The following is a 25,740-nucleotide window of genomic DNA, read 5'->3' as shown; positions in this document are numbered from 1 at the left end:
AACCTTGACAGAATGGGGGCGACAAGGCCAAACAAGGCATAACACGCGCCAAGATCGCCAGAAGGCGACACCCGCGCTATCCGAGCAATGAAAACACAGGCCATACAATTATGAGTAGCACGCAGCGAATCGAGGATTCCCTCCGCGAAAACATCATTTCCCGTCCAGACATGATTCTGGACGACAAAGATTTGATGCACGCGTTGATTGCTGCCAACGAACGCGCGATGGGGGGCAACATCATCGATCTGCGCGGTATCGCGATGGAACGTCTCGAATCGCGCTTGGATCGTTTGGAAGATACTCATCGGTCGGTGATTGCGGCGGCCTATGAGAACCTCGCCGGGACCAACCAAATCCACCGCGCTGTGTTGCGCATGTTGGACCCAGTTGAGTTTGAACCTTTCCTCAAGGATTTGGGCACCGAAGTGGCCCAGATTTTGCGGGTGGATGTGATCAAGCTGGTGCTCGAAACGGCCGCATCAGACGGCGAAAACGTCGTCAAACGTGTTGGCGATGTGTTGTCGGTTGCGGAACCCGGCTTTGTGGAAACCTTTGTAGCCGCAGGTCGCGAAGCGCCGCTGAAACAGGTTACCTTGCGTCAGCTAAATCAAGGCGACGCTCGCATTTACGGCGACAAGGCCGAATGGATTAGGTCCGAAGCCTGCCTGCGTTTGGATTTCGGCCCCGGTCGCTTGCCCGGCCTCTTGGTGATGGGGTCCGAGGACCCGCATATGTTCACCCCTCAACAGGGCACTGATCTTTTGGCCTTTTTCACCGGCGTGTTCGAGAGAACCATGCGCCGCTGGTTGTCGTGAGCGGCCAAAACTCACTGCTGATCTCAGATGCAGCGCGGGACGCGTTGAATACATGGTTGGACAATGCCCGTGCCCTAAAAGGCGCGGCGGATAACACCATCACCGCCTATCAAACCGACGTTCTTGATTTCATAGCCTTTCTGACGACGCATCACGCCGAACCTCAGGGCCTTGCCCCTTTGGCGCGTGTTACCACCTCCGATATGCGCAGCTGGATGGCGCATCTTCGTGGCCACGGTACGGCTTCGCGGTCGATGGCGCGCAAACTTTCGGCGGTCAAAAGCTTTTATCGTTGGTTGGCGGAGCGTGAAGGGTTTGAGCCCACAGCTGTTTTGCTTGCCCGCGCGCCAAAGTTTCAAAAGAAGCTGCCTCGCCCCTTGGCCGAAGATGCGGCCCGCGCCATGATTGACACGGTTGCGGTGCAATCCCGCGAAGATTGGATCGGTGCCCGCGACAGCGCTGTGATCACTTTGCTATATGGCTGTGGCCTGCGAATCTCCGAAGCCTTGGGCCTAAAGGGGCGCGATCTACCTTTGGGCGAATCCCTAAGGATTATCGGTAAGGGCGGCAAAGAGCGGATCGTTCCGGTGCTTCCCATCGCGCGCGACGCGGTTCAAACCTATCTGAATCAATGCCCGTTTGACATCGGGCCGGACGACGCCGTCTTTCGTGGCGCGCGCGGCGGCCCGTTGAACCCGCGTTTGATTAGTAAGGTCACCGAACAGGCGCGGTTGCAATTGGGTTTACCGGCAACGGCAACCCCGCATGCCATGCGCCACAGCTTTGCCACCCATCTTTTGGCGGCGGGTGGTGATTTGCGCGCCATTCAGGAATTGTTGGGGCATGCATCTCTTTCAACCACCCAAGCCTACACCGCCGTCGATGAGGTTCATCTGATGAAGGTCTATGAGGCGACGCATCCCAAGGCGAAATCCGGCTAGACGTTGCATAACGGCGTCAAACCCCTAATTTGCGTTGCAGATCCGTCTTTTCAGGTCAAAGGGACCCATTGATATGCAACTCTTCCACTCCCCCGCGTCACCTTTTGTGCGCAAAGTCAGCGTCTTGCTCCGTGAAACCGATCAATTGGACGCGGTTGAGCAAATTGACGTTCACACCACCCCGATGGCCACGGATGGGGAGTTAAAAACGGCCAATCCATTGGGCAAAATCCCCGCTTTGATCCGCCCGGATGCGCCAACGCTCTATGATAGCCGGGTGATTTGCCGATTTCTGGATGCACGGGCCGAGGCCGGTCTATACCCGGAGGATCGGTTGTGGGACACGCTCACCCTTGAGGCGACCGCAGACGGGATCATGGAATGCGCAGTGTCGATGGTCTATGAAAAGCGGTTCCGCGATGAGGCCTTGGTGTCTCAAGATTGGATCAACAGCCAGTGGGACAAGGTCAGCCGCGCCTTGGATGCGCTTAATACCCGTTGGATGAGCCATCTTTATGGGCCGCTTGATATGGGGCAAATCGCGGTTGGCTGTGCGCTTGGCTATCTGGATTTCCGCCACCCCGACCGGGATTGGCGCGCGGGTCGCGATGGTCTTGCCGCTTGGGAAAAAGGCTTTGCCGAACGCCCGTCGATGCAAGACACGAACCCCGTGGGCTAATCACACAAAAAAGGGCGGGAAGACCCGCCCTTTGACCTACCCGTTTTGAACCCGGGTTAGAAACTATAGGACACACCAATGTTCAACGCATTGGTTTTGATGTCCGTTTTGAAGCTGCCGCCACCGTCCAGATCAATGTCGTTGCTGGAATAGGTGAACTGGTATTCGCCAAAGATCGAATATTTGTCATTCAAGGCATAAGACGCACCGGCGGTCATCCGCAACGCGGGTCCGGTGACCTGATAGCCAAAGGTTGTAGAGCCAGACGCGTCATGTTTGGCGTCGACATGCGGAATAGCCACACCCAAACCACCGCTTACATAGGGTGTCAAAGCGCCCCATTGGTCTTTCCAGCGGCGCGAAACGTTCAAGGTGACGATGTTCAAGCCATCGGTTAGCTCAAGACGAGAAAAGCCGAGCTTTTCGCGGTCTTTCTCAACTGCGTACACTTTGTTGTGGCTGAATTCGATACCGTAGCCGATACGTTCATTTTGCCACCATGTTGCGCGCACACCATAGTATGGCGGCATCTGGTTGGATTTGCCTTCCCAGCCCAGCAATTCGTTAAAGCTCTCGCCCGGTTGGGCGACGGAAGACGCAACATCCCCGACCAAAGCGGCCTCTGATCGTGAATCGTCAACGACGATGGTTTCCGGGTCCCCGTCGCCATCGGGAATATCGCCACTTGCCCGGCTATGAGGGGCCGTTTGCCACCCCGTGTAAATGGACAGTTCGACTTCAGCCAAGACAGAAGACGTGGAGGCACCAATCAGTGCCGCTGACAGAATCAAATTCCGCATCTTTGTTTCTCCATTCTCTTGGAGTTGGGCATATGCCTGCATCACCTGTCATGCAACCGCGACACATCCGCGCTTATTGCAAACTCAGGTCTTTGTGTTCTTTACGCCTCAAGGACGTATCGCTAAACAACGCCCCGGAAACGCCGCCTTTCAAAGCGGCCCTTTTGTGTTGCGGTCGATTCTCTCGGCCCCGAGCAATAGCAATGGAGCAAACCTCGTGTCACACGCAGACGATCACGAAGGCACCCGCAGGGACTTTCTCTACTACGCCACAGCAGGCGCAGGAGCAGTCACCGCAGGTGCCGCCGCATGGCCCCTGGTCAATCAAATGAATCCTTCGGCCGACGTTCTGGCCCTGGCAAGCATCCGTGTGGATGTGTCCAGCCTTGAGGTCGGCTCTCAGCTGACTGTGAAATGGTTGGGTAAGCCGGTGTTTATCCGTCGCCGTACCGAAGAAGAGATCGCAGAAGCAGCCAACGTTGATCTGGCGACCCTGATCGACAATGACGCCCGAAACGCCAATGGTGTTGAAGGTGCCGACGGTGGCGATGCCAACCGGTCTCTGGCCCCATTTGGTGGTGGCGAAAACACCGGTGAATGGCTGGTTATGATGGGTGTTTGTACACACCTTGGTTGTGTTCCGCTTGGCGATGGCGCTGGCGAATACAATGGCTGGTTCTGCCCATGCCACGGCTCTCACTACGACACTTCTGGCCGTATCCGTAAGGGTCCTGCGCCGGAAAACCTGCCGGTTCCACCGGCCGAGTTCGTCGACGAATCAACACTTCTGCTGGGATAAGGAAACGCGCATATGTCCGGAATTCCACACGACAGTTACGAGCCCAAGACGGGTTTCGAAAAATGGATCCACGAGCGCCTGCCGGTTGTAGGTCTCGTGTATGACACCATCATGATCCCCACCCCCAAGAACCTGAACTGGTGGTGGATTTGGGGTATCGTTTTGGCTTACTGCTTGGTGCACATGATTGTCACCGGCATCATCCTTGCGATGCACTACACGCCGCATGTTGATCTGGCTTTCGCCTCGGTTGAGCACATCACCCGGAACGTAAACGGTGGCTTTATGCTCCGTTACCTGCACGCTAACGGCGCGGCTCTGTTCTTCTTTGCTGTTTACATCCACATCTTCCGTGGTCTGTATTACGGTTCATACAAAGCCCCACGTGAAATCACATGGATCATCGGCATGCTGATCTTCCTGATGATGATGGGCGCAGGCTTTATGGGCTACGTTCTGCCTTGGGGTCAGATGTCCTTCTGGGGCGCAACCGTTATCACTGGCCTGTTTGGCGCGATCCCATTTGTGGGCGAAGCGATCCAAACTTGGCTGCTGGGCGGGCCTGCTGTGGACAACGCCACGCTGAACCGCTTCTTCTCGCTGCACTACCTCCTGCCGTTTGTGATTGCCGCGCTGGTTGTCGTCCACATCTGGGCCTTCCACACCACCGGCAACAACAACCCAACCGGTGTTGATGTTCGTACAGACAGCAAAGAGTCGGTTAAGAAAGACACGCTTCCCTTCTGGCCATACTTTGTCATCAAAGACCTGTTCGCGCTGGTCGTCGTTCTGGCGATCTTCTTTGCGGTTGTTGGCTTTATGCCAAACTATCTGGGTCACCCAGACAACTACATCGAAGCCAACCCGCTGGTGACACCTGCACACATCGTTCCAGAATGGTTCTTCCTGCCCTTCTACGCAATCCTGCGTGCCTTCACCTCTGAGGTTTGGGTTGTTCAGTTTGCATCCTTCATCACCGGTGGCATCATCGACGCCAAATTCTTTGGTGTTATCGCGATGTTCGCAGCGATTGCTGTGATGGCACTGGCCCCATGGCTCGACACGTCTTCGGTTCGTTCGGCTCGTTTCCGTCCGATGCTGAAGTGGTGGTTCTGGCTTCTGGTTGTCGACTTTGTCGTATTGATGTGGCTGGGTGCAATGCCCGCAGAAGAGCCTTATGCAACCTTCTCTCTGATCGCTTCGGCTTACTGGTTCGGCTACTTCTTGGTCATCCTTCCGCTGATGGGGGTCATCGAAAAGCCGCTAACACCACCGGCGACAATCGAAGAAGACTTCAACAACATGTACGGCAAATCCGCCGATACCCCGGCTGAGTAAGAGGACCGATACAGATGTTCAAGAAACTCACCCTCTCGGCCATCACGGCCTTGGTTCTCGGTGCCGCTGGCGCTCTGGTTGTTGGCACTTCTGCTGCCAATGCCGCTGGCGGCGCGGGCCACATCGAGGATTTCGACTTCTCGTTTGAAGGCGCCTTTGGCACCTATGACCAGCACCAGTTGCAACGCGGATTGCAGATTTACACCGAAGTCTGCGCCAGCTGCCACGGCTTGCAATATGTTCCGTTCCGGACATTGGGCGATGCTGGTGGACCTCAGTTCTCCGAAGACGAAGTGCGCGCTTATGCTGAGCAAAACTTTGAAATCTACGATGAAGAACTCGAAGATTTCCGCCCGGCAAAACCCGCAGACCACTTCCCAGCCAACACCTCGGCTGGCGCACCTGACCTGACCTTGATGGCCAAGGCACGTGCTGGTTTCCATGGCCCCTACGGCCTTGGTATCAACCAGTTCTTCAAAGGTATTGGTGGTCCTGAGTATATCGCTTCGCTTCTGACCGGTTACACCGGCGAAGAAAAAGAAGAAGCTGGCGTTACGCTCTATGAAAACACTGCTTTTGCAGGTGGTTGGATTTCAATGGCACCGCCACTTTATGGTGAAGATGTGGAATATGCCGATGGCCACTCCAACAGTCTGCACCACGAAGCACAGGACATCTCTGCCTTCTTGATGTGGTCCGCTGAGCCTAAAATGATGGCCCGTAAGCAGGCCGGTTTTACCGCCGTTCTGTTCCTATCGGTCCTCGCGGTTCTGCTGTACCTGACCAACAAACGCCTCTGGAAGCCGATCAAATACGGCCGCAAAGACGACTAAGTCTTGGTTGAAAACTCAAAAGAAAGCCCTGCCAATTTGGCGGGGCTTTTTTTTTGATGATCATGTCTAAAAGATTGCCTGCGACAACAACGCGGAGCATGGTCCGCTGGGAGCCCATTGTACCAAATGCTGCAGGCGGCATGAATGACTGCTTTTCTGGCAAAACTGGGTTAAACGGTCTACTAATCGACGCGTGGAATCCTCATGGTTTTACAAAGACTAGGACAGATTCCATTGGCACGACGCGTTCACAGCCCACTAAAAGTAACTAAGCCGCGACTTGGCGAGCGTCCAAATTGGTGGTCTAAACTGACTGGCACTCGTTGCCCAAATTGTGGTCGTCCTCAGTCTCCTAGAAAAATGGGGGCTACTAACCCAAACCGGGCCCGCAATAGCGCAGATTTCGATATGTGTGGCGGTTGTGGTTGCTTTCTCTATTTGACTGGCGAGAGGCGTCTCAGGCGATATTTCCTTTTTCAAATTCCAGTGTTTTTGGGGGTCGGAATGACGGGATTTTTCGTTTTGAGGAGTATTGAAGGCCTCAACTTTTACCGTGGGGCGAGGGAAACCTACGAACCAAACTTCTTGGGTTTTCTTCTCATCTGCGTTGCGATCTACATTGCTCTATACCTTACGGGACGATTTGAAGTGGTCGGCATTGCCACATCGCCCGAAGTGGAAAGCCTTCCTGCCAAAGGCGTTTCCGGAAGCTGATCAGCCCAAACTTCGCTTCACTCCAAAACAAGCGAATAACGCGCACAGGCACTGAACTGGTGATCGACAATCCGGTCGCAGCAGCAAAAGCCCGCACTGCGGACAGGACTGAGCGGCGCGTTTTACTGTGTTCCAACGTATTCCTGATAGGCTTCTGGAGGGTTGGCGAAAAACGCCGCTGTCGCCACTGGCAAATGAACCTTGTCATCGGCGACCAACACGACATCTTCGGCAAAACGACGGGCATCATCCGGGTCATGGGTAACCATAACAACCAAGGCCCCCAAGTTCCCCGCCACGTCCCGGACCAACCCAAGCATTTCGGCCTTGAGCGCCGGACCAAGCGCCGAAAAGGGTTCGTCCAATAGAATGATAGGTCGCGCCTGTAGCATCACACGGGCGAGCGCCGCGCGACTTTGCTGGCCCCCGGACAGAGTGCCAGGCTTGCGGCCCGACATGCCAGCCAAGCCAACCCGTTTGAGCGCCCCTTCGATACGTACGCTGTCTTCTTCGCTGGCACGTTGTCCGTTTGGTTTGAGCGCCAAAAGCAGGTTTCGAAACACCGTCAGATGCGGAAACAGGTTGCCGTCCTGAAACAAGATCGAAACCGGGCGCTTGTTAGGAGGTGAATGAGTTAGGTCGGCCCCGCACCATCCAACCTGACCGGCGCGCAATGGGCGGAACCCGGCGACCACATCAAGGAGGGTTGATTTGCCCGCCCCCGACGGCCCCAAGATCGCTACACGGCGACCGGGTGCCAAGGAGAGCGTGCCCGTCAACGCGCTATTGTCCATGTCAACGTTCAAGTTTTCAAGTGTCAGCACCGGCGCGCCCCCCACGATCAAACAGCCAAAACAGCCCAAAACTCAAGATCAACAACAGCAAAGCCGCGCCTGCTGCGGCCTCCATCTGGTAGGCCCCCATCAAACGGTAGACTTGCAACGGTAATGTCGCCCGATCCGGATCGGCAAAGAGGGCAATGACCCCTAAATCCCCCATCGCCAAAGCCGCCGTCAATCCAGCAGCAAACCCCATGGGGCGGCGTAACCGAGGCAACCAGACACGTGTAAACCATGCCCATGTCGTTAGGCGTAGTGTCTGCCGCAGGCGTCCAAAATCATGCTCAACCGCTTCGGCTTCTGGGCGCAAAATTCGCAGTGCAAAAGGCAAGGCCATCATGGCATTCACCACGGTTGTAACCGGCAAGGCCATCGTGAACGGGTTCACAAATGGCCGCAAAATCAGGAACAAGCCCGTGCCAATGACCAGTGGCGAAATCGCGATCGCGGCGACGGATAGCAGTTCTCCCTTGCGATTTGCCAAGGGCAACGCCCAAACCATGGAGAGAGCGGTTGAAGCCAGCGCGACCAAAACGGAATGCTTGGCCGCGGTCCATGTCCCCTGCCCCGCGCCCGCAAAAAGCCCCGGCATCCCTTTGAGAACAACCAGCGCCAGCGGAACCAACAAAAACGCGGCCGCTAGAAAAATCCAAATCATATCAAAGGTTCGCGCCATTGTGCTTCGGCCATCCCATCGCGGAACTTGCCGACCACGCCCGACACCAAACCCCTGAGACGGGGCCAATTTCAAAGCGATCAACCCGGCGACCGTTGCCAAGCCGAGCTGCATCAAGGCCAGCATAGCCGCCCGACCAAGATCGAAATCAAAACGCATCGCTTGATAAATGGCAAGTTCAACGGTGGTGGCCCGCGGCCCACCGCCAAGCGTTAGGGCAACAGCAAAACTTGTGAGGCAAATGACGAATATCACGGCAAAAGCACCAGGTGCGATCCGGCGGATCAACGGCCATTCCAGGGTCAAGAATTGACCCCAAGGCGTCAAACCAAGCGACGCTGCCAAGCGAAACCGTTCCGCAGGAATGGCAAGCCAAGCCTGCAACAGCATCCGGGTTGCCAAAGGCAGGTTGAAGAAAACATGGGCCAAAACCACGCCGTGCAAGCCGTAAATATCAAGGCGGGGGCCACCGAAAGCCGCAAGGCCGCTATTCAAAATCCCGTTTTGTCCAAAGACCGCGATCAATCCCATAACGGCAACAATCACTGGCAAAATGAATGGGGCCCCGAGCAACGAAATCAAAAGGCGGCGGCCAAAAAACTGACGCCGAGCCAAAGCGCGGGCCACCGGGATGGCAAGCAGGGTTGAGAAAAATCCGGAAAGGAGAGCCTGCCAAACGGTGAATTGCAGGGCTTCAAAATCACCGGGCCGAAAGGAACCAAGCCCCCCAGCCCGAATGAGCACAGCCGCAATTGGCCCCAGCGTCAAAATCGCCAGAGCCAATCCTGCACTTATTGAGAGAGCGCGCTGCGCCATGCCTCGATCGCTGTATCACGCAAAGCAGCCGCTTCGGTTTCATCATAGAACAAAACCTTTTCCGGCAGGTCGAGTTTTTGGAAGCCGTCTGGCCATTGATCCTTTGGCAAAGCTGCGGGAATCGACCAGTTGCCTGTCGCAATCATGCCCTGAAAGTCTTGGCCCAGCACAAATTCCATGAATTTGTCGGCAAGTTCGGGTTGATCGGTCGAGGCAACTTTGGCCGCCAATTCGACCATGAAATAGTGACCTTCCGGGAAGATCGCGGCCTTCTTCGTCTCATCACCTTCGGCAATAATGTGGTAGGCGGGGGATGTCGTGTAGGACAAAACCATGTCGGCTTCGCCATCTGTGAACATGCCATAGCTTTCCGACCAGCCGCGCGTCACAGTGACGATTTTCGGAGCCAGTTTCGCCCATGCGTCGGCCGCTTTGTCGCCGTAAACAGCATTGACCCAGAGGACCAGAGCCAGACCTGAAATCGAGCTGCGCGGATCTTGGATCACAAGACGCAGATCGTCGGGCGCGTTCAAAAGGTCATCAAAACTTGCCGGGGCTGTTTCGATTTTGGTCGTGTCGTAGATGAACGCAGTGTGACCATAGTTGAAAGGTAGGAACGTGTCGTCGGTCCAGTCCAGCGGTAAGGTCAGCCCGTCTAGTGCAACATTGTGGGTCGCAAACAGGCCGGATTCACGTGCCTTTTTGGTGACATCGGTGTTTAGGCCAATGACGATATCGGCTTCGGTCTTGTCCCCTTCGAGCAGAACGCGCGGCAAAAGATCGCCGGGCTTAAATTGCAAATCACAATTGCATTTTGCCTCAAATAGCTCTTCGATTTTGGGGCCGGGCCCCCATTCGGAGACAAAATAATCAGGGGCATAAACGGTTAGCACAGGTGCGTCGGCCAGAGCAAAACTGGCTGACAGACATCCTGCAGCAAACGTGAAGGCCTTCATGGGCGTTTTCATGGGCTTCCTCCAAGCATGCGGCAGATGGGTTGGTTCAGACCGCATGCAGCAAAGTCCCGACCTTCCCTCCGCCGGTGTTATCCGGGTCAGGTTCTACGGGTTCGCATGCGCATCTCAGCCTGTCACTGGCACCCCGAGGTGGCGGCGACGCTAGGAGGAAGCCCAACGATGTGCAAGCGAAATCAGCGCGATTGGGCTTGAGGATCAGGCCTCTCTGGCCTAGGAAACCAAGACAAAGGAGACCCGCGCATGAGCCTCAACACATTTGGTCATCTCTTCCGTGTAACCACCTGGGGCGAAAGCCATGGGCCGGCCCTAGGGGCAACCGTTGACGGATGCCCTCCAGGCGTGGAAATCACTGAAGACATGCTTCAGGTCTGGTTGGATCAACGCAAACCTGGACAGAACAAGTTTACGACACAGCGTCGCGAACCGGATTCCGTACGCATTCTTTCCGGGGTGTTCGAAGGCAAAACCACAGGGACGCCTGTCCAGTTGATGATCGAAAACACCGATCAACGCTCCAAAGACTACTCCGAGATTTCGCAAAAGTTTCGCCCGGGCCATGCAGATATTACCTATTGGCAAAAATATGGCATTCGTGACTACCGAGGCGGTGGTCGGTCTTCGGCCCGTGAAACAGCGGCGCGCGTTGCCGCCGGCGGTTTGGCGCGCGCGGCCCTTGCCCATCTTCTCCCGCAAGTGGAAGTGAAAGGGTACATGGTTCAAATGGGTCCGCGAAAGATTGATCGCAGCCGTTTTGACGACGCGGCTATTGATCAAAATCCGTTCTGGTGCCCTGATGAAACGGCCGCCAAAGATTGGGCGGACTACTTGGATGGGCTGCGCAAATCAGGCGACAGCGTCGGCGCGGTTATCGAAGTTGTGGCGCGGGGCGTTCCGGCCGGTTTAGGGGCCCCGATCTATGGGAAGCTGGACACAGATATCACCGCTGCGATGATGTCAATTAACGCGGTTAAGGCCGTTGAAATTGGCGATGGCATGGCCGCTGCGGCGTTAACGGGGACTGAAAACGCAGATGAAATTAGCATGGGGCCGGATGGTCCGGTCTTTTCCTCAAACCACGCAGGCGGCATCCTTGGCGGTATTTCGAGTGGGCAAGAAATTGTCACGCGATTTGCTGTGAAACCGACCTCGTCAATCCTGAACACCCGCAAGACCATTACCAAAGATGGACAGGATTCCGACATCATAACCAAAGGTCGCCATGACCCATGTGTTGGAATTCGGGCTGTCCCAGTGGGCGAAGCCATGATGGCCTGTGTTATTCTTGACCACTTCTTATTGCATCGAGGTCAAATTGGCGATGCAGGGGGCCAAATCGGCCCCCAGTAACGCTAGAATTCTTTCCACTGATCTGCGTTTGCAGCAATTGACTGATGAGGTTCCATTGGAACAGGGTTAGGCTCAAGTGGCTCTTGGGTGCCCCATGTGTCTAGCGCGACATCGACGGGGGCCGTGTGAACGGGCTGATCTTCCCAATCTGTATTCGATTGTTCAACAATGCCCGCGGTCGATTCTAGCGGCATTGGCCCAACTTCTAGTCCCTGATCAAAGACTTCTAGTTCGTCAGTAAGGCTTTCGTGATCATTCGTCGCCGCGATCCTATCAACGTCCAAACCATCATCATGTGGTGCCATAGTCACCAAAGATGGGCCAGCTGGAGTTTCATTTACCTCTTCGGCTCCTGCAAATCTCTCTAGCAGATCTGTCAAACGGGATGCCTCTTGGCTCAACTCCTGGCTGGATGTCGTTGCATCCCCTACCATAGCGGCGTTTTGCTGAGTCACCTTATCTAGTTCAGCTACCCCAAGATTGATTTCCTTCACAGCGCTGGCCTGTTCGCGCGCGGAAATTGCAATACCGGCAACCATCTCAGAAACACCTGTTACGCTTTCAACAATCTGACCAAGTGTAACCGAAGTCTGTTGTACAAGCTTTTCACCATCTTCAACTTGTGCAGTACTATTTAATACCAAATCTTTGATTTCACTCGCAGACTCAGCGGCCCTTTGCGCCAAGCCGCGAACTTCGGATGCGACAACCGCAAATCCTTTTCCTGATTCACCCGCTCTCGCCGCTTCTACCCCCGCGTTCAGAGCAAGCAAATTGGTTTGAAACGCAATGTCGTCGATAACACCGATGATCTGCGTGATTTGCTCCGACGACTTCGCAATTGAGCTCATTGCTTCCATTGCTTGTGTCATCACTTCGCCGCCTTCTTGTGCCCGGCGGCGGCCCTCGACGACTTGTTCATCTGCCTCTTGTGCCCGCGATGCAGCGCATTGAACGCTTTCTGACAATTCGTCCAACGCGGCAGCGGATTCTTCCAAGGTAGCCGCTTGTACTTCCGCACGGCGAGACATTTCATTCGACATATTGGACAGTTCGCAAGAGTTACCCTCAACGGTCTTGGCACTGTTTCGTAGGGAGCCAACCAACTCGTCCAAAGTCGCGGCAAGCTCGTTGAAATCATCACACAAACTCACATAACTTTCGCCCAAGTCATCCCATTCGCCGCTGGCAATGCGATCATTGAGATCACCATCTTTGAGACTGCTCATTGCGGCCCCAAGTGTGTTGAACAATTCGGCTCGGCGATCATTTTCGGCTTTAACACGCGCTGCTGCGGCTTCCCCTTTGGATAGCTTGGTGCGCAAAACATCCAACTGTCTTGCAATTTCACCCAGTTCATCTTTGCGCTCGATGTCAGGAATGTCAGCGTCATATTCTTTGTCGGCGATCTGACCGACGGCAACCGCTGACCTCTGTATCGGGTTTGCCAGCTTGCGACCAAATAATAGCGCCAACCCAAAACCCGCAATTGTGGACACAAGTAAACTTCCGGCGACCGCCATTGTACTAAGCTCAATGATGCCAAGCATCTGTGCGCTCGATTGCTCGGCGTTTTTTTTCAGAATTTCATGTTCTGTCTCAAGGGTTTCTAGGCTCGATTGCAAAAGCGGAATGACCCGATTTCGAAAGTCGCGTGATCGCTCGTGGCCAAGCGCCTCTCGAATTTTGGGGACGCCAGCATGGAGCCCTGAAAGATCGGAACGAACAACTTTCAGGGGCTCGACAAGAGACCCGTAGACGTCATCATGGGTAGAATGTTGGTCCATCATTGAAAGGGCCGCATCCAACCCAGCGATCGAAACTTCTAGCTTGCTTTCCAAATCGTCGTAGGCCGTCGGCTCGCCCCGATCGATCATCAAAACACTTAGAAGCGCGGCTCTGGTGTTCGAATGCACCTCTGCGACGCTGACATCAATTTTGACAGCGTGGCTGGATTCTACCGCCAAACCGCCGACACGTGCGTTGCTAAAAAGTGATATCCCCGCACTGCAAATTAACAAGGCCAGAAATGTACCCGCAAAGACAAAAACTTGCGTGCGGATCGAAAACCTACTCATTGTCTAATCCCCGTTTCGGATGCAGTTGATTGGCATCATGGGTAGGGACATGCAGTTAAGAAAGGTTGGACGCCTTCAAGTTTGGGTAGGAGATTTGTCTCGCATTTTTCGTATTTCAGAGACTCGCGACAATTGAACCGCCAGAATTCCGCCAGCGATAACCATTACGCCCAAAATGTCGGTGTTTCTTAGCGTTTCGCCCAATAGTAACGCCGCAAACGCAACCCCCAGAAATGGGTTTAAAAAGTGAAAGGTTGCGGCGCGAACCGCACCAATTCGGTTGACCAACAAGACCCAGATCGATGTTGCCGCGAGGCCGGGAACCAATGTGGTATAGACAAAAGCGGCAATGAGTTCCGGTGACCAAGTGACCTTGATGTCTTCCAGTATCAGTCCAAAGGGCCACAACACCGCACTGCCGACGAGCATTTGCAAACCAACGATCATCATGTAGTTGCCACCCGAAAGCGCCCCACGCAGTGACATGGTTGCGATTGTTAAGGCCATCACGCCGATCACACAGAGGATAACGCCGGTGCCGTCCACACCGCTGCTCAAACGCGTTCCCATGATCAGTGCAACACCAACCATCCCCCCAATCAGGCCAAGCAAAGCCACCGGTTTGGGCACGTCGCGTAAAAACACCCACCCGGCCAAGGCAACCAACAAAGGCATCGTTGATGCGATAATGGCGGCCAAAGACGCTTCAACCCATTGCATTGCAACGAAATTAAGACCCAAGTATAGCGCATTTTGGCAGATGCCAAATATGATAGTTGCCCGCCATTGCGCCGGGGTTAGCTTCCAAGATTGGCCCATCAATCGGGCGATGAAAACCGCGATCATGCCGGAAATCATGAAACGCAAAGCCAGCGCCGAAAGCGGTGGTGCCGAGGCGACAATGATCCGCGCGGACGTAAAGGCCGACGACCACATGGCAGCAAAAGCCAACCCCATCAAAAGTGCACGTATATCCATGCAACTTCAGTAGTGGGAAAACCGATAGGTGAAAAGTACCTTTAAAAGGGCGGGTTTACCGGAATTGCGAAGGTGAGCGGACATTGCTAGGCTGCATGCACAATTTTAGGATAATTCAGAATTGGAAGGTCACGCCATGCGCAACATTTTGATTTCAGCAGGTTTTTTTCTGCTCCCGCTCGCTGCTGCTGCTCAATCGCAAGTTGACGCGTCAGATGCCAATGTCTTGGCCAACCTGTTGAAAGCCGAAGGGTATCAACTCGATATTACAACCGACAAAGTTGGCGACCCATTGCTCAAAGGCAAACTCGATGGGACCAATTACGACATCTTCTTTTATGACTGCACAAATAACGCCAACTGCCGGACCATTCAGTTTCAGGTCGGATATGACATGACCAACGGCATGTCGTTGCAACGCGCCAATCAATGGAATTCTGACATGCGCTATGCCACGGTTCACCTAGACAACGAAATGGACCCGTTTTTGCAGATGGATCTCAACATCGATTATGGTGTTTCTGCGGAAAACTTTGTCGATAACTTCAAGATGTGGTCCAACGTCTTGGGTCAGTTTGAAGATTTCATCGACTGGGACTAAACGCCGGTCCACCCATTTGAAACCGGTTTAACACCGAAAAATGCCCCGCCTGCCAAGCAAGCGGGGCCAGTAGATGCCTGTGATGGCTCACATGGCACCGGCGGTGTTCTTAAAACTCTTGAGTATGACGCGTTGGCATACGCCCGATTAGTTCGGGCGTTCGCTCATTTCAGCGCGAATTTGTTGACGCAGGATGTCAATCGGAACGGTTTTCCCGTCGCGTTTAAAGCACCAGTAGGTCCAACCGTTGCACGATGGCGCGCCTTCAAGCTTGGCCCCAACTTGGTGGATCGATCCCTTGATATCATCCCCAATCAAGGTGCCATCAGCGCGGACCTTGGCCTTGTGACGCCCGTTCATCGACCATAGCTGTTCGCCCGGACGAAGCATGCCGCGCTCCACCAGCTGACCAAAGGGCACACGTGGTTCGGCCCGTTTCGATGTCGAAACCTGAAGCGCGTCTTTGTCAAACTTGCGGATGTCGTTGATACGTTTTGTGGCAACCTTGCGGTACTGTTCTTCGCGCTCGATACCGATCCAATCGCGGCCAAGCATCTTGGCAACGGCACCGGTTGTGCCTGTGCCAAAGAAGGGGTCAAGCACAACGTCACCGGGGTTGGTCGAACCAACCAGAACACGGTGAAGAAGGCTATGAGGTTTTTGCGTCGGATGGGCCTTGTCGCCATCCTCGTTTTTGATGCGCTCGCCACCGTTACAGATTGGCAGAACCCAATCGCTGCGCATCTGGATACCTTCGTTCAGCGACTTAAGCGCCTCATAGTTGAAGGTGTATTTGCCCGCTTCGGACTTGGACGCCCAAATCATGGTTTCATGCGCGTTGGTGAACCGCTTGCCACGGAAGTTCGGCATAGGGTTCGACTTGCGCCAAACCACATCGTTCAAGATCCAGTAACCTGCATCCTGCATCTTAGCACCGACGCGGAAGATGTTGTGATAAGAGCCGATCACCCAGATCGCCCCGTCGGGCTTGAGCAATCGGCGCGCCGCCTTGAGCCAGTCTTGGGTAAACTTATCGTAGGCGGCAAAGCTGCTAAACTGGTCCCACTCGTCATCCACGGCATCAACCTTGGAATTGTCGGGGCGGTGCAGCTCCCCTTTGAGCTGCAAATTATAGGGCGGATCCGCGAAAATTAGATCGACAGAATTCTCGGGGAGGCTGTTCATAACCTCCACGCAGTCTCCTGCTAGAATCGTGTTGAGAGGGAGCGCATTTGCGCTCGTCATCTTGGTCATTTTCGTCATTCTCTGCCTCTGTCCCTGCCGTGTTTTCACGGTCGTTGGTTGAGTACAGGATGAGTCATTGATGATTCGCGGTCAAATTCTTTATTGAATCAAAGTGTTACGATTTACTCTTGATACAAGATATTGTGCACCGGTTTGAAGGACCGTCTATGATGTGGGGTTACCCCAAGATTTTGCAGTGCAGATTTGTGACATTTTGTGGGGTAACCGGCGTTCTTTTCCCAACCATAACCTGGGTAGTGTTGCGCGATCTTGATCATGACATCATCTCGCCACTTTTTGGCCACAATTGAAGCCGCTCCGATGGTTTGCGAGAGAGAGTCCCCCTTGACGATTGCAGTGGCTGGACAAGAAAGCCCCTGTGGTAACCGATTCCCATCAACCAAAAGGTGGTCAGGACGAATCGGTAAGCCATCAACGGCCCGTTTCATCGCCAGCATGCTTGCCTGGAGGATGTTGATTTCATCGATTTCCTCGACCGTAGCTTCGGCAATCGAGAAAATCGCCGTTTCACGGACTAAGACATCCAGCGCCTCACGCTTCTTGGCAGAGAGCTTTTTGGAGTCCGCCAACCCTTCTGGAATGTTGTTGGGATCAAGGATCACGGCACAGGCCACCACAGGCCCCGCCAGAGGGCCACGGCCCACCTCATCAACCCCAGCAAGCCGCACACCGCGCGCAAGATAGGGAAGGTCAATATTATCTGTATTGGTCATAGGACCAAAAAGCGCATCATTGGCGCTTAGGCAAGGGCACCCTTGTCTTTCGACTGCATCCCTTCAAGGACAACTGCAACAAGCGACAACACAGCGACTTGTTCGCTTGTATCGCGGCCATTGATCCGTTCGGATAATTGCATGCGTTCATCAAGTGAAAGAGGGATCAACAAAGGTTCAGAAGAGCCTGTCGCAACCTCATCAACCCAATCGAGATCTTCTTTTAGAGCCTTTAACAAGGATTGGCGCACCAGATAGCCCATTGGCAAGTTGGCAGGCGAAATCGCCAACAATTGTCGGCGCATTCCGTCCGGAACGCTGACCATCAGGCCTTTTCTGAGATTGTGGCAACTCATGTCTTCCCCCAAGCCTCATTATCCTAGGCATGATAGGTTAACAGATTGCCTTCAATTGAAGAAGACGCAAGGGCAATATTACTTTGTCGCAATTGCTGATGCGGGTCGCACGCCAAAACTCCTAAGCCACTCGGACTTGCAGATTAAAAAACAAAGGCCCCCAGAAGGGAGCCTTTGAAAATAGTACGTGGGGCTGTCGTGATAAAGGCCCAGGTGGGGCCTTTACACTCTCGCATGTCGACAGAATTCCCAAAAAGAATTCGTCTTTCCTTCTCGGCGGGCCTTCGCAAAGCAAGGCCGCCTGTCAGGTCGCACAGATCGAAAGATCTGTTGCTTACATCATGCCGCCCATGCCGCCCATGTCGGGCATTCCGCCAGCTGGCATGCCGCCGTCTTTCGACGGCTTGTCGGCAACCATGGCTTCGGTGGTGATCAGCAGACCAGCAACCGAAGAGGCATCTTCGAGAGCGGTACGTGCAACTTTGGCAGGGTCGATAACGCCGAAGGAGAACATGTCGCCATATTCTTCGGTCTGAGCGTTGAAGCCGAAGTTGTTGTCTGTCGACTCGCGGACTTTGCCCGCAACAACCGCACCGTCAACACCCGCGTTCTCTGCGATCTGACGCAGAGGCGCTTCGAGAGCGCGGCGAACAATTGCAATACCGGCGTTCTGGTCGGCGTTTGCGCCTTCCATGCCTTCGAGAGCTTTACCGGCCTGAACCAGAGCAACACCACCACCAACGATGACGCCTTCTTGAACAGCAGCGCGGGTTGCGTTCAGAGCATCGTCAACACGATCTTTGCGCTCTTTAACTTCAACCTCGGTCATGCCGCCAACGCGGATAACGGCAACGCCGCCAGCCAGTTTAGCAACACGTTCCTGCAGCTTTTCACGGTCATAATCAGAAGACGTTTCTTCGATCTGAGCGCGGATCTGAGCAACACGTGCTTCGATCTCTGCTTTTTCGCCAGCGCCGTCCACAACAGTGGTCTCGTCTTTGGTGATCTGAACTTTCTTGGCGGTGCCAAGCATGTCCATGGTCACGGATTCGAGCTTCATGCCGAGGTCTTCTGCGATCACTTGGCCGCCTGTCAGGATCGCGATGTCCTGCAGCATGGCTTTGCGACGATCACCAAAGCCAGGAGCTTTGACAGCAGCAATTTTCAGGCCGCCACGCAGTTTGTTAACAACCAGAGTTGCCAGCGCTTCGCCTTCAACGTCTTCGGCAATGATCAGCAGTGGCTTTTGCGACTGGATCACTTGCTCGAGCAGAGGAACCATTGGCTGCAGCGACGAGAGTTTCTTCTCGTGCAGCAGGATCAGGCAGTCTTCCAGCTCGGCGGTCATTTTGTCAGCATTGGTGACAAAGTAAGGCGACAGGTAACCACGGTCGAACTGCATGCCTTCAACAACGTCGGTCTCGGTTTCGAGGCCTTTGTTTTCTTCGACGGTGATAACACCTTCGTTGCCAACACGCTGCATCGCGTCTGCGATTTGCTGACCAATGGCTTCTTCACCGTTGGCAGAGATGGTGCCAACCTGAGCAACTTCGTCGCTGTCTTTAACTTCACGGGCCATGCCCTTGATGCCGTCAACAACTTTGGCAGTCGCAAGATCGATGCCGCGCTTGAGGTCCATTGGGTTCAGACCGGCTGCAACCTGCTTGAGACCTTCTTTGACGATGGCCTGAGCCAGAACTGTGGCGGTTGTTGTACCGTCGCCAGCTTCGTCATTGGTGCGCGAGGCCACTTCTTTGACCATCTGTGCGCCCATGTTCTCGAACTTGTCTTCAAGCTCGATCTCTTTGGCAACAGAGACACCGTCTTTGGTGATGCGCGGTGCGCCGAACGATTTGTCCAGAACAACGTTACGGCCTTTGGGGCCCAGTGTTACTTTAACAGCATCTGCGAGGATGTTGACGCCTGCCAGCATACGGTTGCGGGCGTCGGTATCGAATTTCACGTCCTTAGCGGCCATGTGTATTCTCCTAAGAATTCATATAGATGTTGGTCAGAAAGGATGGCGCAAACCGCCATCAAGCCATCGTTCAGCCGATAATGCCGAGGATGTCGCTTTCTTTCATGATCAGCAGCTCTTCGCCGTCCAGAGTGATCTCTGTACCGGACCATTTGCCAAACAGGATGGTGTCACCCTCTTTAACGTCCATTGCGATGCGGTCGCCGTCTTCGTCACGTGCGCCTGCGCCTACGGCAACAACTTTGCCTTCAGCGGGCTTTTCTTTTGCGCTTTCAGGGATGATCAGACCACCGGCGGTCTTTTCTTCACCTTCTAGGCGGCGAACAACTACGCGATCGTGAAGCGGTGTAAATGCCATTCTTCGAGTCTCCTTGGCTCAAAGTTATCCTCTATAGACCCCCTGCTGAGGGCCATTAGCACTCATCAAGTGCGAGTGCTAACGATGCATAGCTAGGCAGCGATCAGGACTGAGTCAACATCCCGTGACAAGAAATTTGATCAGGTTCCTTAACAAAGCGTCACTCCCCGATTGAATGAGATCATTCAAACCTAGCGGCGAATCGCATTTTGGCCGAGGCTTGGCCCTTTCAATCGTCGATTTCACCAACAAGGATCACTTTGATGCCCAATTGGAAGACTTTGCCGTTCATCGCCTTGGCCTGTCTGACCTCACTCACATCAACGTCTTTGGCGGAGACCCAATTTCTAGCCCTAAGCGATGTGCATTACGGTGTTCGCGCCCTGTCTGGCAAATGGGGTCATGGGCATGAAACCAGCCTGACCCTGTGGCAGAATGCACAGACTAAGGCCAAGGACTTGATCACCCGCGAACAGCCCGCGTTTACCATTTATTTGGGCGATATGCCCGCCCATGGCGAACTCGAGCCGACGCGCAAACAAGAATTCACCACCGTGTTGGGCGGCCTTGCCAATATTGCTGGCGCATCCCAACGACTCTACTTTTTGCCCGGAAATAACGACACCAATGCCGGTGATTATTGCCAGTTCACCGATCAATCCGACCAAACACCTTTTGCCTCGGCAAGCTCCGGAACATGGCCCGCACTCAACGCACAAGACACGTTGATCGATCAAAGCGCCGTGTCCATCGGCTACTATTCCGCCTATCCGCTTGGTCCAACGGACACATCATTGCGGTTGATCACCTTGAACACAGTGATGTTCAACGCCCGCTATGGGCGTGGGTTTCATTGGAATCCTTGTCAGCCCTACATGACCGACACCGACATTCAAAAAGCCGCCGAAGCTCAGATCACATGGCTAGACAATCAATTGAGCGACGCAAAGGCCAACTCCGAGCGGGTGTTGATTGCGATGCACGTTCCCCCGGGATTAGACGGTTTTGGCGGGAGCCCCATGTGGGATCCAGATCTGAAAATCATTGGTCCCGCCGGTCAAACCCTGTCGGTCGAAAATCGGTTTACCACGCTTATGGCGGAGTTTTTTGCCCAGATCACCGGCGTTCTGACCGCTCATACCCACCTTGATGATATGCGGCGGATGTGGACCTGCTCCGGTGATGTCGCCGGGCTCGCCATCGGCATTCCCGGCATCACAACGGACCACGGCAACAATCCGGCGATGAAGCTTTTTACCATGAATGCAGCCCACGACATGACCGAAGCAACAACCTTTTACGCCAGTGAGGTGACAGGTCATAATTGGGCCGATGCCAACCGCTATGATTTCACCGAGACCTACTGCCCGACCAAAGGCGCATGCGGCGGCAAATCCCTAAGCCAGATCATCGCCTCTTGGCCGTCGTCCCAAAACGCAGCCTTGGCCGCGCGGATGGAGGCGGTGCTTAAAACCAAACGCGGCACAGTCAGTGGCCGCTATTATGCCAAGGCCATGGACGCGCGACCACAATGTGACACGGGTCAATGACAGCGCTAACAAAGTGACGTAAGCTCCATCTCGGTAACAGGAGTAACACCATGAAAATCGGAATTGTCGGGGCCGGGATGGTCGGATCGGCCGCGGCGTTTTCCTGCGTCATGCGCGGGGCGGCATCGCGGATTGTATTGGTCGATCTCGACAAGGCCCGTGCCCGCGCCGAGGCCGAAGACATTGCCCATGCGGTCCCCTTTGCCCATGCCGTCCAAGTAGACGCCGGCGACTACGCCGACCTTGCCGGGGCGGGTGTTGTCATCTTGGCCTGCGGGGTCAGCCAGAAACCCGGCGAAACCCGCCTGCAATTGTTGGATCGCAACGCCGAGGTGTTTCGATCTGTAGTTGGTGAGGTCATGGCGGTTTGCCCCGACGCAATTTTGTTGGTGGCCTCTAACCCCGTCGACATCATGGGGCAAATCACCCAGCGTCTTTCCGGCCTGCCTCCGGAACGGGTGATCGGATCGGGCACTATTTTGGACACAGCCCGGTTTCGATGGTTGTTGGGGCGTCATTTGGGCATCGCGCCACGGTCAGTGCATGGTTATGTCCTTGGTGAACATGGCGATTCCGAAGTTCTCGCGTGGTCATCGGCGCGCGCCGGATCGGCTTCGGTCGCCAGTTTTGCGGCACAGGTCGGCAATGCCATCACCGAAGATGTCCGCCAAACAATTGACTACGGCGTTCGCCACGCCGCCTATACGATCATCGAGGGCAAAGGCGCGACGTGGTACGGAATCGGGGCCGGTTTGGCCCGCATCGTTTCCGCAATCACATCGGATGAGCAGGCGGTTTTGACCGTTTCCTCGGTGTCCGATGTCTTGGGGGTACATGATGTGGCCTGTTCGGTGCCACGAGTTGTCGGGGCGCAAGGGGTGAGCGCAGAGTTACTCCCGGACCTCTCAGACAAAGAAACCGAGGCCCTAAGAGCCTCGGCTGAACTTTTGAAAACAACAGTGGAGCAGGTGTCGCTCTGACCCCTGCCCTATTGTTTAACGGCGACCAGAGCGGCGCCGTTTTGGGCCACCCGACGGGCGGCCGTTGCTGTTGGCTGGCTTGCCACCACCACTACGGAATCCGCCGCCGCCACTGCGGTTACGTCCGCCGCCGCCGCCGCCACGTTGCTGTTTGGGGCGATCAACCGGCTCTGGCTCAACACCGGATGCCACAGGAATATCGATCTTCATCAGCTTCTGAATTTGACGCAGCAATAGGACTTCGTCAGCGGCACAAAAGGCAATCGCCTGACCGTCACGGCCCGCACGTGCCGTCCGGCCGATCCGGTGCACATAGTTTTCGGCAACCTCGGGCAGATCGAAGTTCACCACATAAGCCACACCAGGAATATCGATCCCCCGCGCCGCGACGTCGGTAGCAACAAGGATATTGATTTCACCAGCGCGGAACGCCTTGATGGCACGGTCACGTTGGCCTTGGCTCTTGTTGCCATGGATCGACGCGGCGTTGTAGCCATCGGCGACAAGCCCCTTCATCAGGCGTTCAGCCCCATGTTTGGTGCGCGAGAAAACAAGCGTCAACGCATTGGGATCATCCGACAGGATTTCACGCAGCTTGCGCGGCTTGCCAGCTTTTTCGACGAAATGCACCGATTGGGTGACCTTGTCGGCGGCTTTGCCGGGGGGCGACACCTGAACCTTTTTCGGGTCGTTCAGATAGGCGCGGCTCAGCTCTTCCATCTGTTTTGGCATTGTCGCCGAAAACAACATGGTCTGGCGTGGGGTGCCCAGCGCCGGCGCGATTTTGCGCAGCGCATGGATAAAGCCCATGTCGAGCATCTGGTCGGCTTCGTCCAAGATAAGGTGTTGAACCGCCTTAAGATCAACGGCGCGACGGTCCATCAGGTCAATCAAACGCCCCGGCGTCGCCACAAGAACATGCGTGCCGCGTGCAAGAGTCTGAATCTGTTTGTTGATCGATTGACCGCCAACCACGGTTGTCACCCGGATCGGTGTTTTGGAGGTTAAAACTTTGAGGTTGTCGGCGATCTGGTTCACCAATTCCCGAGTAGGAGCAAGAATAAGCGCCCGCGCGGTTTTGGGATCGGGCTTGCCGTGTAGGCCGAGCAGATGGTTGACCAAAGGCAAGCCAAAGGCCAGCGTTTTGCCGGTCCCGGTCTGGGCGAGGCCCATGATGTCGTGCCCTTCAAGCGCCAATGGCACAGCTTGGGTTTGGATAGGTGTTGGTTTTTCGAAACCCGCCGCTTCCAAAGCAGCGTTGAGAGCGGGCTTGAGGCCCAGTTCGCTAAAGTCGAACAAATGGAATTCCTTTACTGGCCCCATCGGCCCTATGCCAAATGGGACAGAGATACACAGCCACACAGGAATGTGCGGCCACATGAGGGTGGGCAAGACCTCGGGATAGCTGGGCGTATCCCGCGCTATCCGGCTTTGCCTTTGCAACCCTGCGTGATTGGGAAACGTATCTGGTGTTGCTGAGAGCTCAGAGCTCGGCATGCTCACGCGGCAGCGCAGCAACCTGTGTCACATGGAGGTTAAAGTGTCCTGCGTCAAGAGTCTTTAGGGTCATCCCAGCTATAGGCCCAGTGTTTTAACCCCTGAAGGCCCGTCTCGGATAACGCATAAACACCGGTTTCGACCTTTTCAAACCATCCGTAGTGGTTTGACCGCATGATTGTCGTGGCCTTGGCCACCCCGGTCGCCTTGGCAACATCCTTGCCCCGGCTGGCCCCGACTTCGGCCAACATCGCCGCGCATTTCAAGGCGTCCTGACGATAGCCAGTGACAATGCCATGCCGCGTTGCTCCGCCTTGGTTCGGATCACCTTCAAGCCGGTGAAACTCCCGCAACAACCGCGTCTGGCGCTTTTTGCTTTTGCGCGGCGCATAGGGGCCTGGGTCACATTGGACCTCAACTGTCTGATCTTCGCGCACCGTGATAAAACCCAAACCCAACCGACGGCACATGGCCAGATTATCCTTAAGCGCGCGTTTGGCGGTTTTGCCCTTGGGTTTGGGCACGGCAATATACACGGTATCGGTTACGCTTAACCGCGCCACGGCCTGATGGTACAACGAAAGGGAGATAGTCAGTTTCAACTCAACAATGACCGGCGGCTCATCTGCGCGGATCGCCACAACATCCGCCGCGCCGACCTCGCCCTTGACCTCATAACCCTGCCGTCGCAGGAGCGCCTTAACCGGCTCGTAAAGATCGCTTTCCCGCCGCATATCTGCCTGTTTCACTTGTCATTCCATTGCTCAACGGGCTTAGATTGCCCCAAATAGATTGCCGGAGCCACCATGTTACGATGTCTTGCCCTTGCCTGTGCCACCTTTGCCTTTGCCACCCCGGCCGTTGCAGCCTGTAGCGGGCAAGATCTCCGCCCCGGTCTAAGCGACGCTCAGAGGCAAGAGCTCGCCCAAACGATCGAAAGCACCCCTTATGCCAAGGGCAACTTTTGGACGGCAACCAAAGGCGACGAAACCATCTATCTGGTCGGCACTTTGCATATCAATGACCCACGCATGCAAGGGCCGGTCGCGCGATTGACGCCGATTGTCGAATCCGCTGGTGTTGTCTTGCTCGAAGCTAATGACGTTGCCGAAGCAGAACTTGAAAAACAAATCGCGACAGATACCTCGCTGATCCTGCTTCAGGGCAAATCCCTGATTGATCTGATGAGCGACGAGGAATGGCAAAAGCTGGCGCAACGCGCCAAAGATCACAACATTCCGCCTTTTATGGCGGCGAAAATGCAGCCTTGGTTCCTGTCGATGACATTGGCAATCCCTCCCTGTATGCAACAAGAGGTCATGGAGGGGACTGGCGGTTTGGATGCCCAGCTAAACGACATCGCCAACGCCGCCGGGGTGCCCACCCAATCGCTTGAAGACGTCCAGACATTGTTCAAAATCTTTTCCAAAGACCCAATTCAGGAACAGATCGACATGATGATGGTTGGCCTGATGGCCCCCAAAGACGCCGAAGACGCAATGGCGACAATGTTCAATAGCTACTTCGAAGAGAGCGTCGCCGAAGGCTGGCATATCAACCGTATTCTAACACCTGAGTTGGTCGGGATGAACGCGGAACTTGCCGATGAGGTGTTTGCCGATCTTAACAAAGACCTTCTTGAAACCCGCAACACAGCCTGGATTCCGGTCATACTTGATGCGGCTGCCCAGCACGATGCCCCGATTGTCGCAGCCTTTGGCGCGGCGCATTTGATGGGGGATGCGGGGGTTTTGAGCCTCTTGGCGCAAGAAGGCTTCACCCTCGAGCGCCAAGAGTTTTAAGCGAGA

25 protein-coding genes and 1 riboswitch are annotated in these 25,740 nt (G+C 54.9%); of the genes, 12 read left to right on the top strand and 13 right to left on the bottom strand.

Features of this window, described 5'->3' with window-relative positions:
• Nucleotides 1-110 precede the first annotated feature (110 nt).
• From Q1A43_RS00860 to Q1A43_RS00850, 3 genes are all read left to right on the top strand, one after another.
• The gene (locus tag Q1A43_RS00860) at nt 111-818 is read left to right on the top strand and encodes a DUF484 family protein (protein WP_299931750.1); all 708 of its coding nucleotides are present in this window, start codon (nt 111-113) and stop codon (nt 816-818) included.
• Nucleotides 815-1,759: a tyrosine recombinase XerC gene (locus tag Q1A43_RS00855; protein ID WP_299931748.1), complete on the top strand. Its 945-nt coding sequence runs from the start codon at nt 815-817 to the stop codon at nt 1,757-1,759. The genes Q1A43_RS00860 and Q1A43_RS00855 overlap by 4 nt, the downstream gene beginning before the upstream one ends.
• A 73-nt stretch (nt 1,760-1,832) precedes the next feature.
• Complete coding sequence (locus tag Q1A43_RS00850; protein WP_299931746.1) at nt 1,833-2,438, top strand: glutathione S-transferase; 606 nt, start codon at nt 1,833-1,835, stop codon at nt 2,436-2,438.
• A 56-nt stretch (nt 2,439-2,494) separates the two neighbouring features.
• Here Q1A43_RS00850 and Q1A43_RS00845 read toward each other — a convergent pair whose 3' ends face one another.
• Nucleotides 2,495-3,238 carry an outer membrane beta-barrel protein gene (locus Q1A43_RS00845; RefSeq protein ID WP_299931744.1) on the bottom strand — a complete coding sequence of 248 codons (744 nt, stop codon included), beginning with the start codon at nt 3,236-3,238 and terminating at the stop codon, nt 2,495-2,497.
• A 217-nt stretch (nt 3,239-3,455) separates the two neighbouring features.
• Between Q1A43_RS00845 and petA the strand changes: the two genes are divergently transcribed.
• The 4 genes from petA to Q1A43_RS00825 all read left to right on the top strand — a co-directional run bounded on the left by petA (nt 3,456) and on the right by Q1A43_RS00825 (nt 6,922).
• Nucleotides 3,456-4,037, top strand: coding sequence for a ubiquinol-cytochrome c reductase iron-sulfur subunit (gene petA, locus Q1A43_RS00840; protein ID WP_299931742.1), 582 nt, complete (start codon nt 3,456-3,458; stop codon nt 4,035-4,037).
• Nucleotides 4,038-4,049: 12 nt separating this feature from the next.
• Nucleotides 4,050-5,375: a cytochrome b gene (gene petB, locus Q1A43_RS00835; RefSeq protein ID WP_299931740.1), complete on the top strand. Its 1,326-nt coding sequence runs from the start codon at nt 4,050-4,052 to the stop codon at nt 5,373-5,375.
• 14 nt (nt 5,376-5,389) lie between these two features.
• Nucleotides 5,390-6,208, top strand: coding sequence for a cytochrome c1 (locus tag Q1A43_RS00830; protein ID WP_299931738.1), 819 nt, complete (start codon nt 5,390-5,392; stop codon nt 6,206-6,208).
• A 504-nt stretch (nt 6,209-6,712) separates the two neighbouring features.
• On the top strand, nt 6,713-6,922 hold the full coding sequence (locus tag Q1A43_RS00825) for a hypothetical protein (RefSeq protein ID WP_299931737.1): 210 nt from the start codon (nt 6,713-6,715) through the stop codon (nt 6,920-6,922).
• A gap of 122 nt (nt 6,923-7,044) precedes the next feature.
• On the opposite strand, the gene Q1A43_RS00820 is transcribed toward Q1A43_RS00825, so the two are convergent.
• The 3 genes from Q1A43_RS00820 to thiB are packed head-to-tail and all read right to left on the bottom strand — an operon-like array spanning nt 7,045 to nt 10,221.
• The gene (locus Q1A43_RS00820; protein WP_299931736.1) at nt 7,045-7,716 is read right to left on the bottom strand and encodes an ATP-binding cassette domain-containing protein; all 672 of its coding nucleotides are present in this window, start codon (nt 7,714-7,716) and stop codon (nt 7,045-7,047) included.
• A gap of 16 nt (nt 7,717-7,732) precedes the next feature.
• The gene (locus tag Q1A43_RS00815) at nt 7,733-9,253 is read right to left on the bottom strand and encodes a thiamine/thiamine pyrophosphate ABC transporter permease ThiP (RefSeq protein ID WP_299931735.1); all 1,521 of its coding nucleotides are present in this window, start codon (nt 9,251-9,253) and stop codon (nt 7,733-7,735) included.
• Complete coding sequence (gene thiB, locus Q1A43_RS00810) at nt 9,229-10,221, bottom strand: thiamine ABC transporter substrate binding subunit (RefSeq protein ID WP_299925436.1); 993 nt, start codon at nt 10,219-10,221, stop codon at nt 9,229-9,231. The genes Q1A43_RS00815 and thiB overlap by 25 nt, the downstream gene beginning before the upstream one ends.
• Before the next feature lie 46 nt (nt 10,222-10,267).
• Nucleotides 10,268-10,367: riboswitch (TPP riboswitch) on the bottom strand.
• Between the two features lie 103 nt (nt 10,368-10,470).
• Between thiB and aroC the strand changes: the two genes are divergently transcribed.
• Nucleotides 10,471-11,577, top strand: a complete 1,107-nt coding sequence (gene aroC, locus Q1A43_RS00805; protein WP_299931733.1) for a chorismate synthase — start codon at nt 10,471-10,473, stop codon at nt 11,575-11,577.
• Between the two features lie 2 nt (nt 11,578-11,579).
• Here aroC and Q1A43_RS00800 read toward each other — a convergent pair whose 3' ends face one another.
• Together Q1A43_RS00800 and Q1A43_RS00795 are read right to left on the bottom strand one after the other, a co-directional pair.
• On the bottom strand, nt 11,580-13,655 hold the full coding sequence (locus Q1A43_RS00800) for a HAMP domain-containing methyl-accepting chemotaxis protein (protein WP_299931731.1): 2,076 nt from the start codon (nt 13,653-13,655) through the stop codon (nt 11,580-11,582).
• Nucleotides 13,656-13,730: 75 nt separating this feature from the next.
• Nucleotides 13,731-14,633, bottom strand: coding sequence for a DMT family transporter (locus tag Q1A43_RS00795; protein ID WP_299931729.1), 903 nt, complete (start codon nt 14,631-14,633; stop codon nt 13,731-13,733).
• 136 nt (nt 14,634-14,769) lie between these two features.
• Here Q1A43_RS00795 and Q1A43_RS00790 point away from each other — a divergent pair, with 136 nt between their 5' ends.
• Nucleotides 14,770-15,234, top strand: a complete 465-nt coding sequence (locus Q1A43_RS00790; RefSeq protein WP_299925425.1) for a YbjN domain-containing protein — start codon at nt 14,770-14,772, stop codon at nt 15,232-15,234.
• A gap of 147 nt (nt 15,235-15,381) precedes the next feature.
• Here Q1A43_RS00790 and Q1A43_RS00785 read toward each other — a convergent pair whose 3' ends face one another.
• The 5 genes from Q1A43_RS00785 to groES form a co-directional block, all read right to left on the bottom strand.
• Nucleotides 15,382-16,497 (bottom strand): site-specific DNA-methyltransferase, encoded by a 1,116-nt coding sequence (locus tag Q1A43_RS00785; RefSeq protein ID WP_299925421.1) that lies wholly within the window; start codon nt 16,495-16,497, stop codon nt 15,382-15,384.
• A gap of 104 nt (nt 16,498-16,601) precedes the next feature.
• Entirely contained in the window at nt 16,602-17,213 is a 612-nt protein-coding gene (locus tag Q1A43_RS00780; protein ID WP_299931727.1) for a ribonuclease HII, read from the bottom strand.
• A 26-nt stretch (nt 17,214-17,239) separates the two neighbouring features.
• Entirely contained in the window at nt 17,240-17,569 is a 330-nt protein-coding gene (locus Q1A43_RS00775; RefSeq protein ID WP_299925415.1) for a hypothetical protein, read from the bottom strand.
• A 334-nt stretch (nt 17,570-17,903) separates the two neighbouring features.
• A complete protein-coding gene (groL, locus tag Q1A43_RS00770; RefSeq protein WP_299925412.1) occupies nt 17,904-19,547 on the bottom strand; it encodes a chaperonin GroEL in 1,644 nt (547 codons plus the stop codon).
• 70 nt (nt 19,548-19,617) lie between these two features.
• On the bottom strand, nt 19,618-19,905 hold the full coding sequence (gene groES / locus Q1A43_RS00765) for a co-chaperone GroES (RefSeq protein ID WP_097805481.1): 288 nt from the start codon (nt 19,903-19,905) through the stop codon (nt 19,618-19,620).
• Between the two features lie 263 nt (nt 19,906-20,168).
• Between groES and Q1A43_RS00760 the strand changes: the two genes are divergently transcribed.
• Both Q1A43_RS00760 and Q1A43_RS00755 read left to right on the top strand, forming a co-directional pair.
• Nucleotides 20,169-21,455 carry a metallophosphoesterase gene (locus Q1A43_RS00760; RefSeq protein WP_299931724.1) on the top strand — a complete coding sequence of 429 codons (1,287 nt, stop codon included), beginning with the start codon at nt 20,169-20,171 and terminating at the stop codon, nt 21,453-21,455.
• A 50-nt stretch (nt 21,456-21,505) separates the two neighbouring features.
• A complete protein-coding gene (locus tag Q1A43_RS00755) occupies nt 21,506-22,435 on the top strand; it encodes an L-lactate dehydrogenase (RefSeq protein ID WP_299931722.1) in 930 nt (309 codons plus the stop codon).
• A 15-nt stretch (nt 22,436-22,450) separates the two neighbouring features.
• Here Q1A43_RS00755 and Q1A43_RS00750 read toward each other — a convergent pair whose 3' ends face one another.
• Both Q1A43_RS00750 and Q1A43_RS00745 read right to left on the bottom strand, forming a co-directional pair.
• Nucleotides 22,451-23,734 carry a DEAD/DEAH box helicase gene (locus Q1A43_RS00750; protein ID WP_299925513.1) on the bottom strand — a complete coding sequence of 428 codons (1,284 nt, stop codon included), beginning with the start codon at nt 23,732-23,734 and terminating at the stop codon, nt 22,451-22,453.
• Nucleotides 23,735-23,985: 251 nt separating this feature from the next.
• Nucleotides 23,986-24,666 carry a DUF2161 domain-containing phosphodiesterase gene (locus Q1A43_RS00745; RefSeq protein WP_299932502.1) on the bottom strand — a complete coding sequence of 227 codons (681 nt, stop codon included), beginning with the start codon at nt 24,664-24,666 and terminating at the stop codon, nt 23,986-23,988.
• Between the two features lie 72 nt (nt 24,667-24,738).
• Here Q1A43_RS00745 and Q1A43_RS00740 point away from each other — a divergent pair, with 72 nt between their 5' ends.
• A complete protein-coding gene (locus Q1A43_RS00740; RefSeq protein WP_299931720.1) occupies nt 24,739-25,734 on the top strand; it encodes a TraB/GumN family protein in 996 nt (331 codons plus the stop codon).
• The last annotated feature ends 6 nt before the right edge of the window (nt 25,735-25,740 follow it).

Source organism: uncultured Pelagimonas sp., assembly GCF_947498515.1.
GTDB lineage: Bacteria > Pseudomonadota > Alphaproteobacteria > Rhodobacterales > Rhodobacteraceae > Pelagimonas.
This window is presented reverse-complemented; position numbering and strand designations above follow the sequence as displayed.

Bases quoted from the DNA above. Each gene is read 5' to 3' on its own strand.
- thiB (WP_299925436.1), bottom strand. From the start codon at position 10,221: ATGAAAACGCCCATGAAGGCCTTCACGTTTGCTGCAGGATGTCTGTCA.
- groES (WP_097805481.1), bottom strand. From the start codon at position 19,905: ATGGCATTTACACCGCTTCACGATCGCGTAGTTGTTCGCCGCCTAGAA.
- Q1A43_RS00795 (WP_299931729.1), bottom strand. From the start codon at position 14,633: ATGGATATACGTGCACTTTTGATGGGGTTGGCTTTTGCTGCCATGTGG.
- groL (WP_299925412.1), bottom strand. From the start codon at position 19,547: ATGGCCGCTAAGGACGTGAAATTCGATACCGACGCCCGCAACCGTATG.
- Q1A43_RS00740 (WP_299931720.1), top strand. From the start codon at position 24,739: ATGTTACGATGTCTTGCCCTTGCCTGTGCCACCTTTGCCTTTGCCACC.
- Q1A43_RS00790 (WP_299925425.1), top strand. From the start codon at position 14,770: ATGCGCAACATTTTGATTTCAGCAGGTTTTTTTCTGCTCCCGCTCGCT.
- Q1A43_RS00785 (WP_299925421.1), bottom strand. From the start codon at position 16,497: ATGACGAAAATGACCAAGATGACGAGCGCAAATGCGCTCCCTCTCAAC.
- Q1A43_RS00775 (WP_299925415.1), bottom strand. From the start codon at position 17,569: ATGAGTTGCCACAATCTCAGAAAAGGCCTGATGGTCAGCGTTCCGGAC.
- aroC (WP_299931733.1), top strand. From the start codon at position 10,471: ATGAGCCTCAACACATTTGGTCATCTCTTCCGTGTAACCACCTGGGGC.
- Q1A43_RS00860 (WP_299931750.1), top strand. From the start codon at position 111: ATGAGTAGCACGCAGCGAATCGAGGATTCCCTCCGCGAAAACATCATT.
- petB (WP_299931740.1), top strand. From the start codon at position 4,050: ATGTCCGGAATTCCACACGACAGTTACGAGCCCAAGACGGGTTTCGAA.
- Q1A43_RS00755 (WP_299931722.1), top strand. From the start codon at position 21,506: ATGAAAATCGGAATTGTCGGGGCCGGGATGGTCGGATCGGCCGCGGCG.
- Q1A43_RS00745 (WP_299932502.1), bottom strand. From the start codon at position 24,666: ATGCGGCGGGAAAGCGATCTTTACGAGCCGGTTAAGGCGCTCCTGCGA.
- Q1A43_RS00820 (WP_299931736.1), bottom strand. From the start codon at position 7,716: ATGGACAATAGCGCGTTGACGGGCACGCTCTCCTTGGCACCCGGTCGC.
- Q1A43_RS00830 (WP_299931738.1), top strand. From the start codon at position 5,390: ATGTTCAAGAAACTCACCCTCTCGGCCATCACGGCCTTGGTTCTCGGT.
- Q1A43_RS00845 (WP_299931744.1), bottom strand. From the start codon at position 3,238: ATGCGGAATTTGATTCTGTCAGCGGCACTGATTGGTGCCTCCACGTCT.
- Q1A43_RS00825 (WP_299931737.1), top strand. From the start codon at position 6,713: ATGACGGGATTTTTCGTTTTGAGGAGTATTGAAGGCCTCAACTTTTAC.
- Q1A43_RS00760 (WP_299931724.1), top strand. From the start codon at position 20,169: ATGCCCAATTGGAAGACTTTGCCGTTCATCGCCTTGGCCTGTCTGACC.
- Q1A43_RS00780 (WP_299931727.1), bottom strand. From the start codon at position 17,213: ATGACCAATACAGATAATATTGACCTTCCCTATCTTGCGCGCGGTGTG.
- Q1A43_RS00850 (WP_299931746.1), top strand. From the start codon at position 1,833: ATGCAACTCTTCCACTCCCCCGCGTCACCTTTTGTGCGCAAAGTCAGC.
- Q1A43_RS00815 (WP_299931735.1), bottom strand. From the start codon at position 9,253: ATGGCGCAGCGCGCTCTCTCAATAAGTGCAGGATTGGCTCTGGCGATT.
- Q1A43_RS00800 (WP_299931731.1), bottom strand. From the start codon at position 13,655: ATGAGTAGGTTTTCGATCCGCACGCAAGTTTTTGTCTTTGCGGGTACA.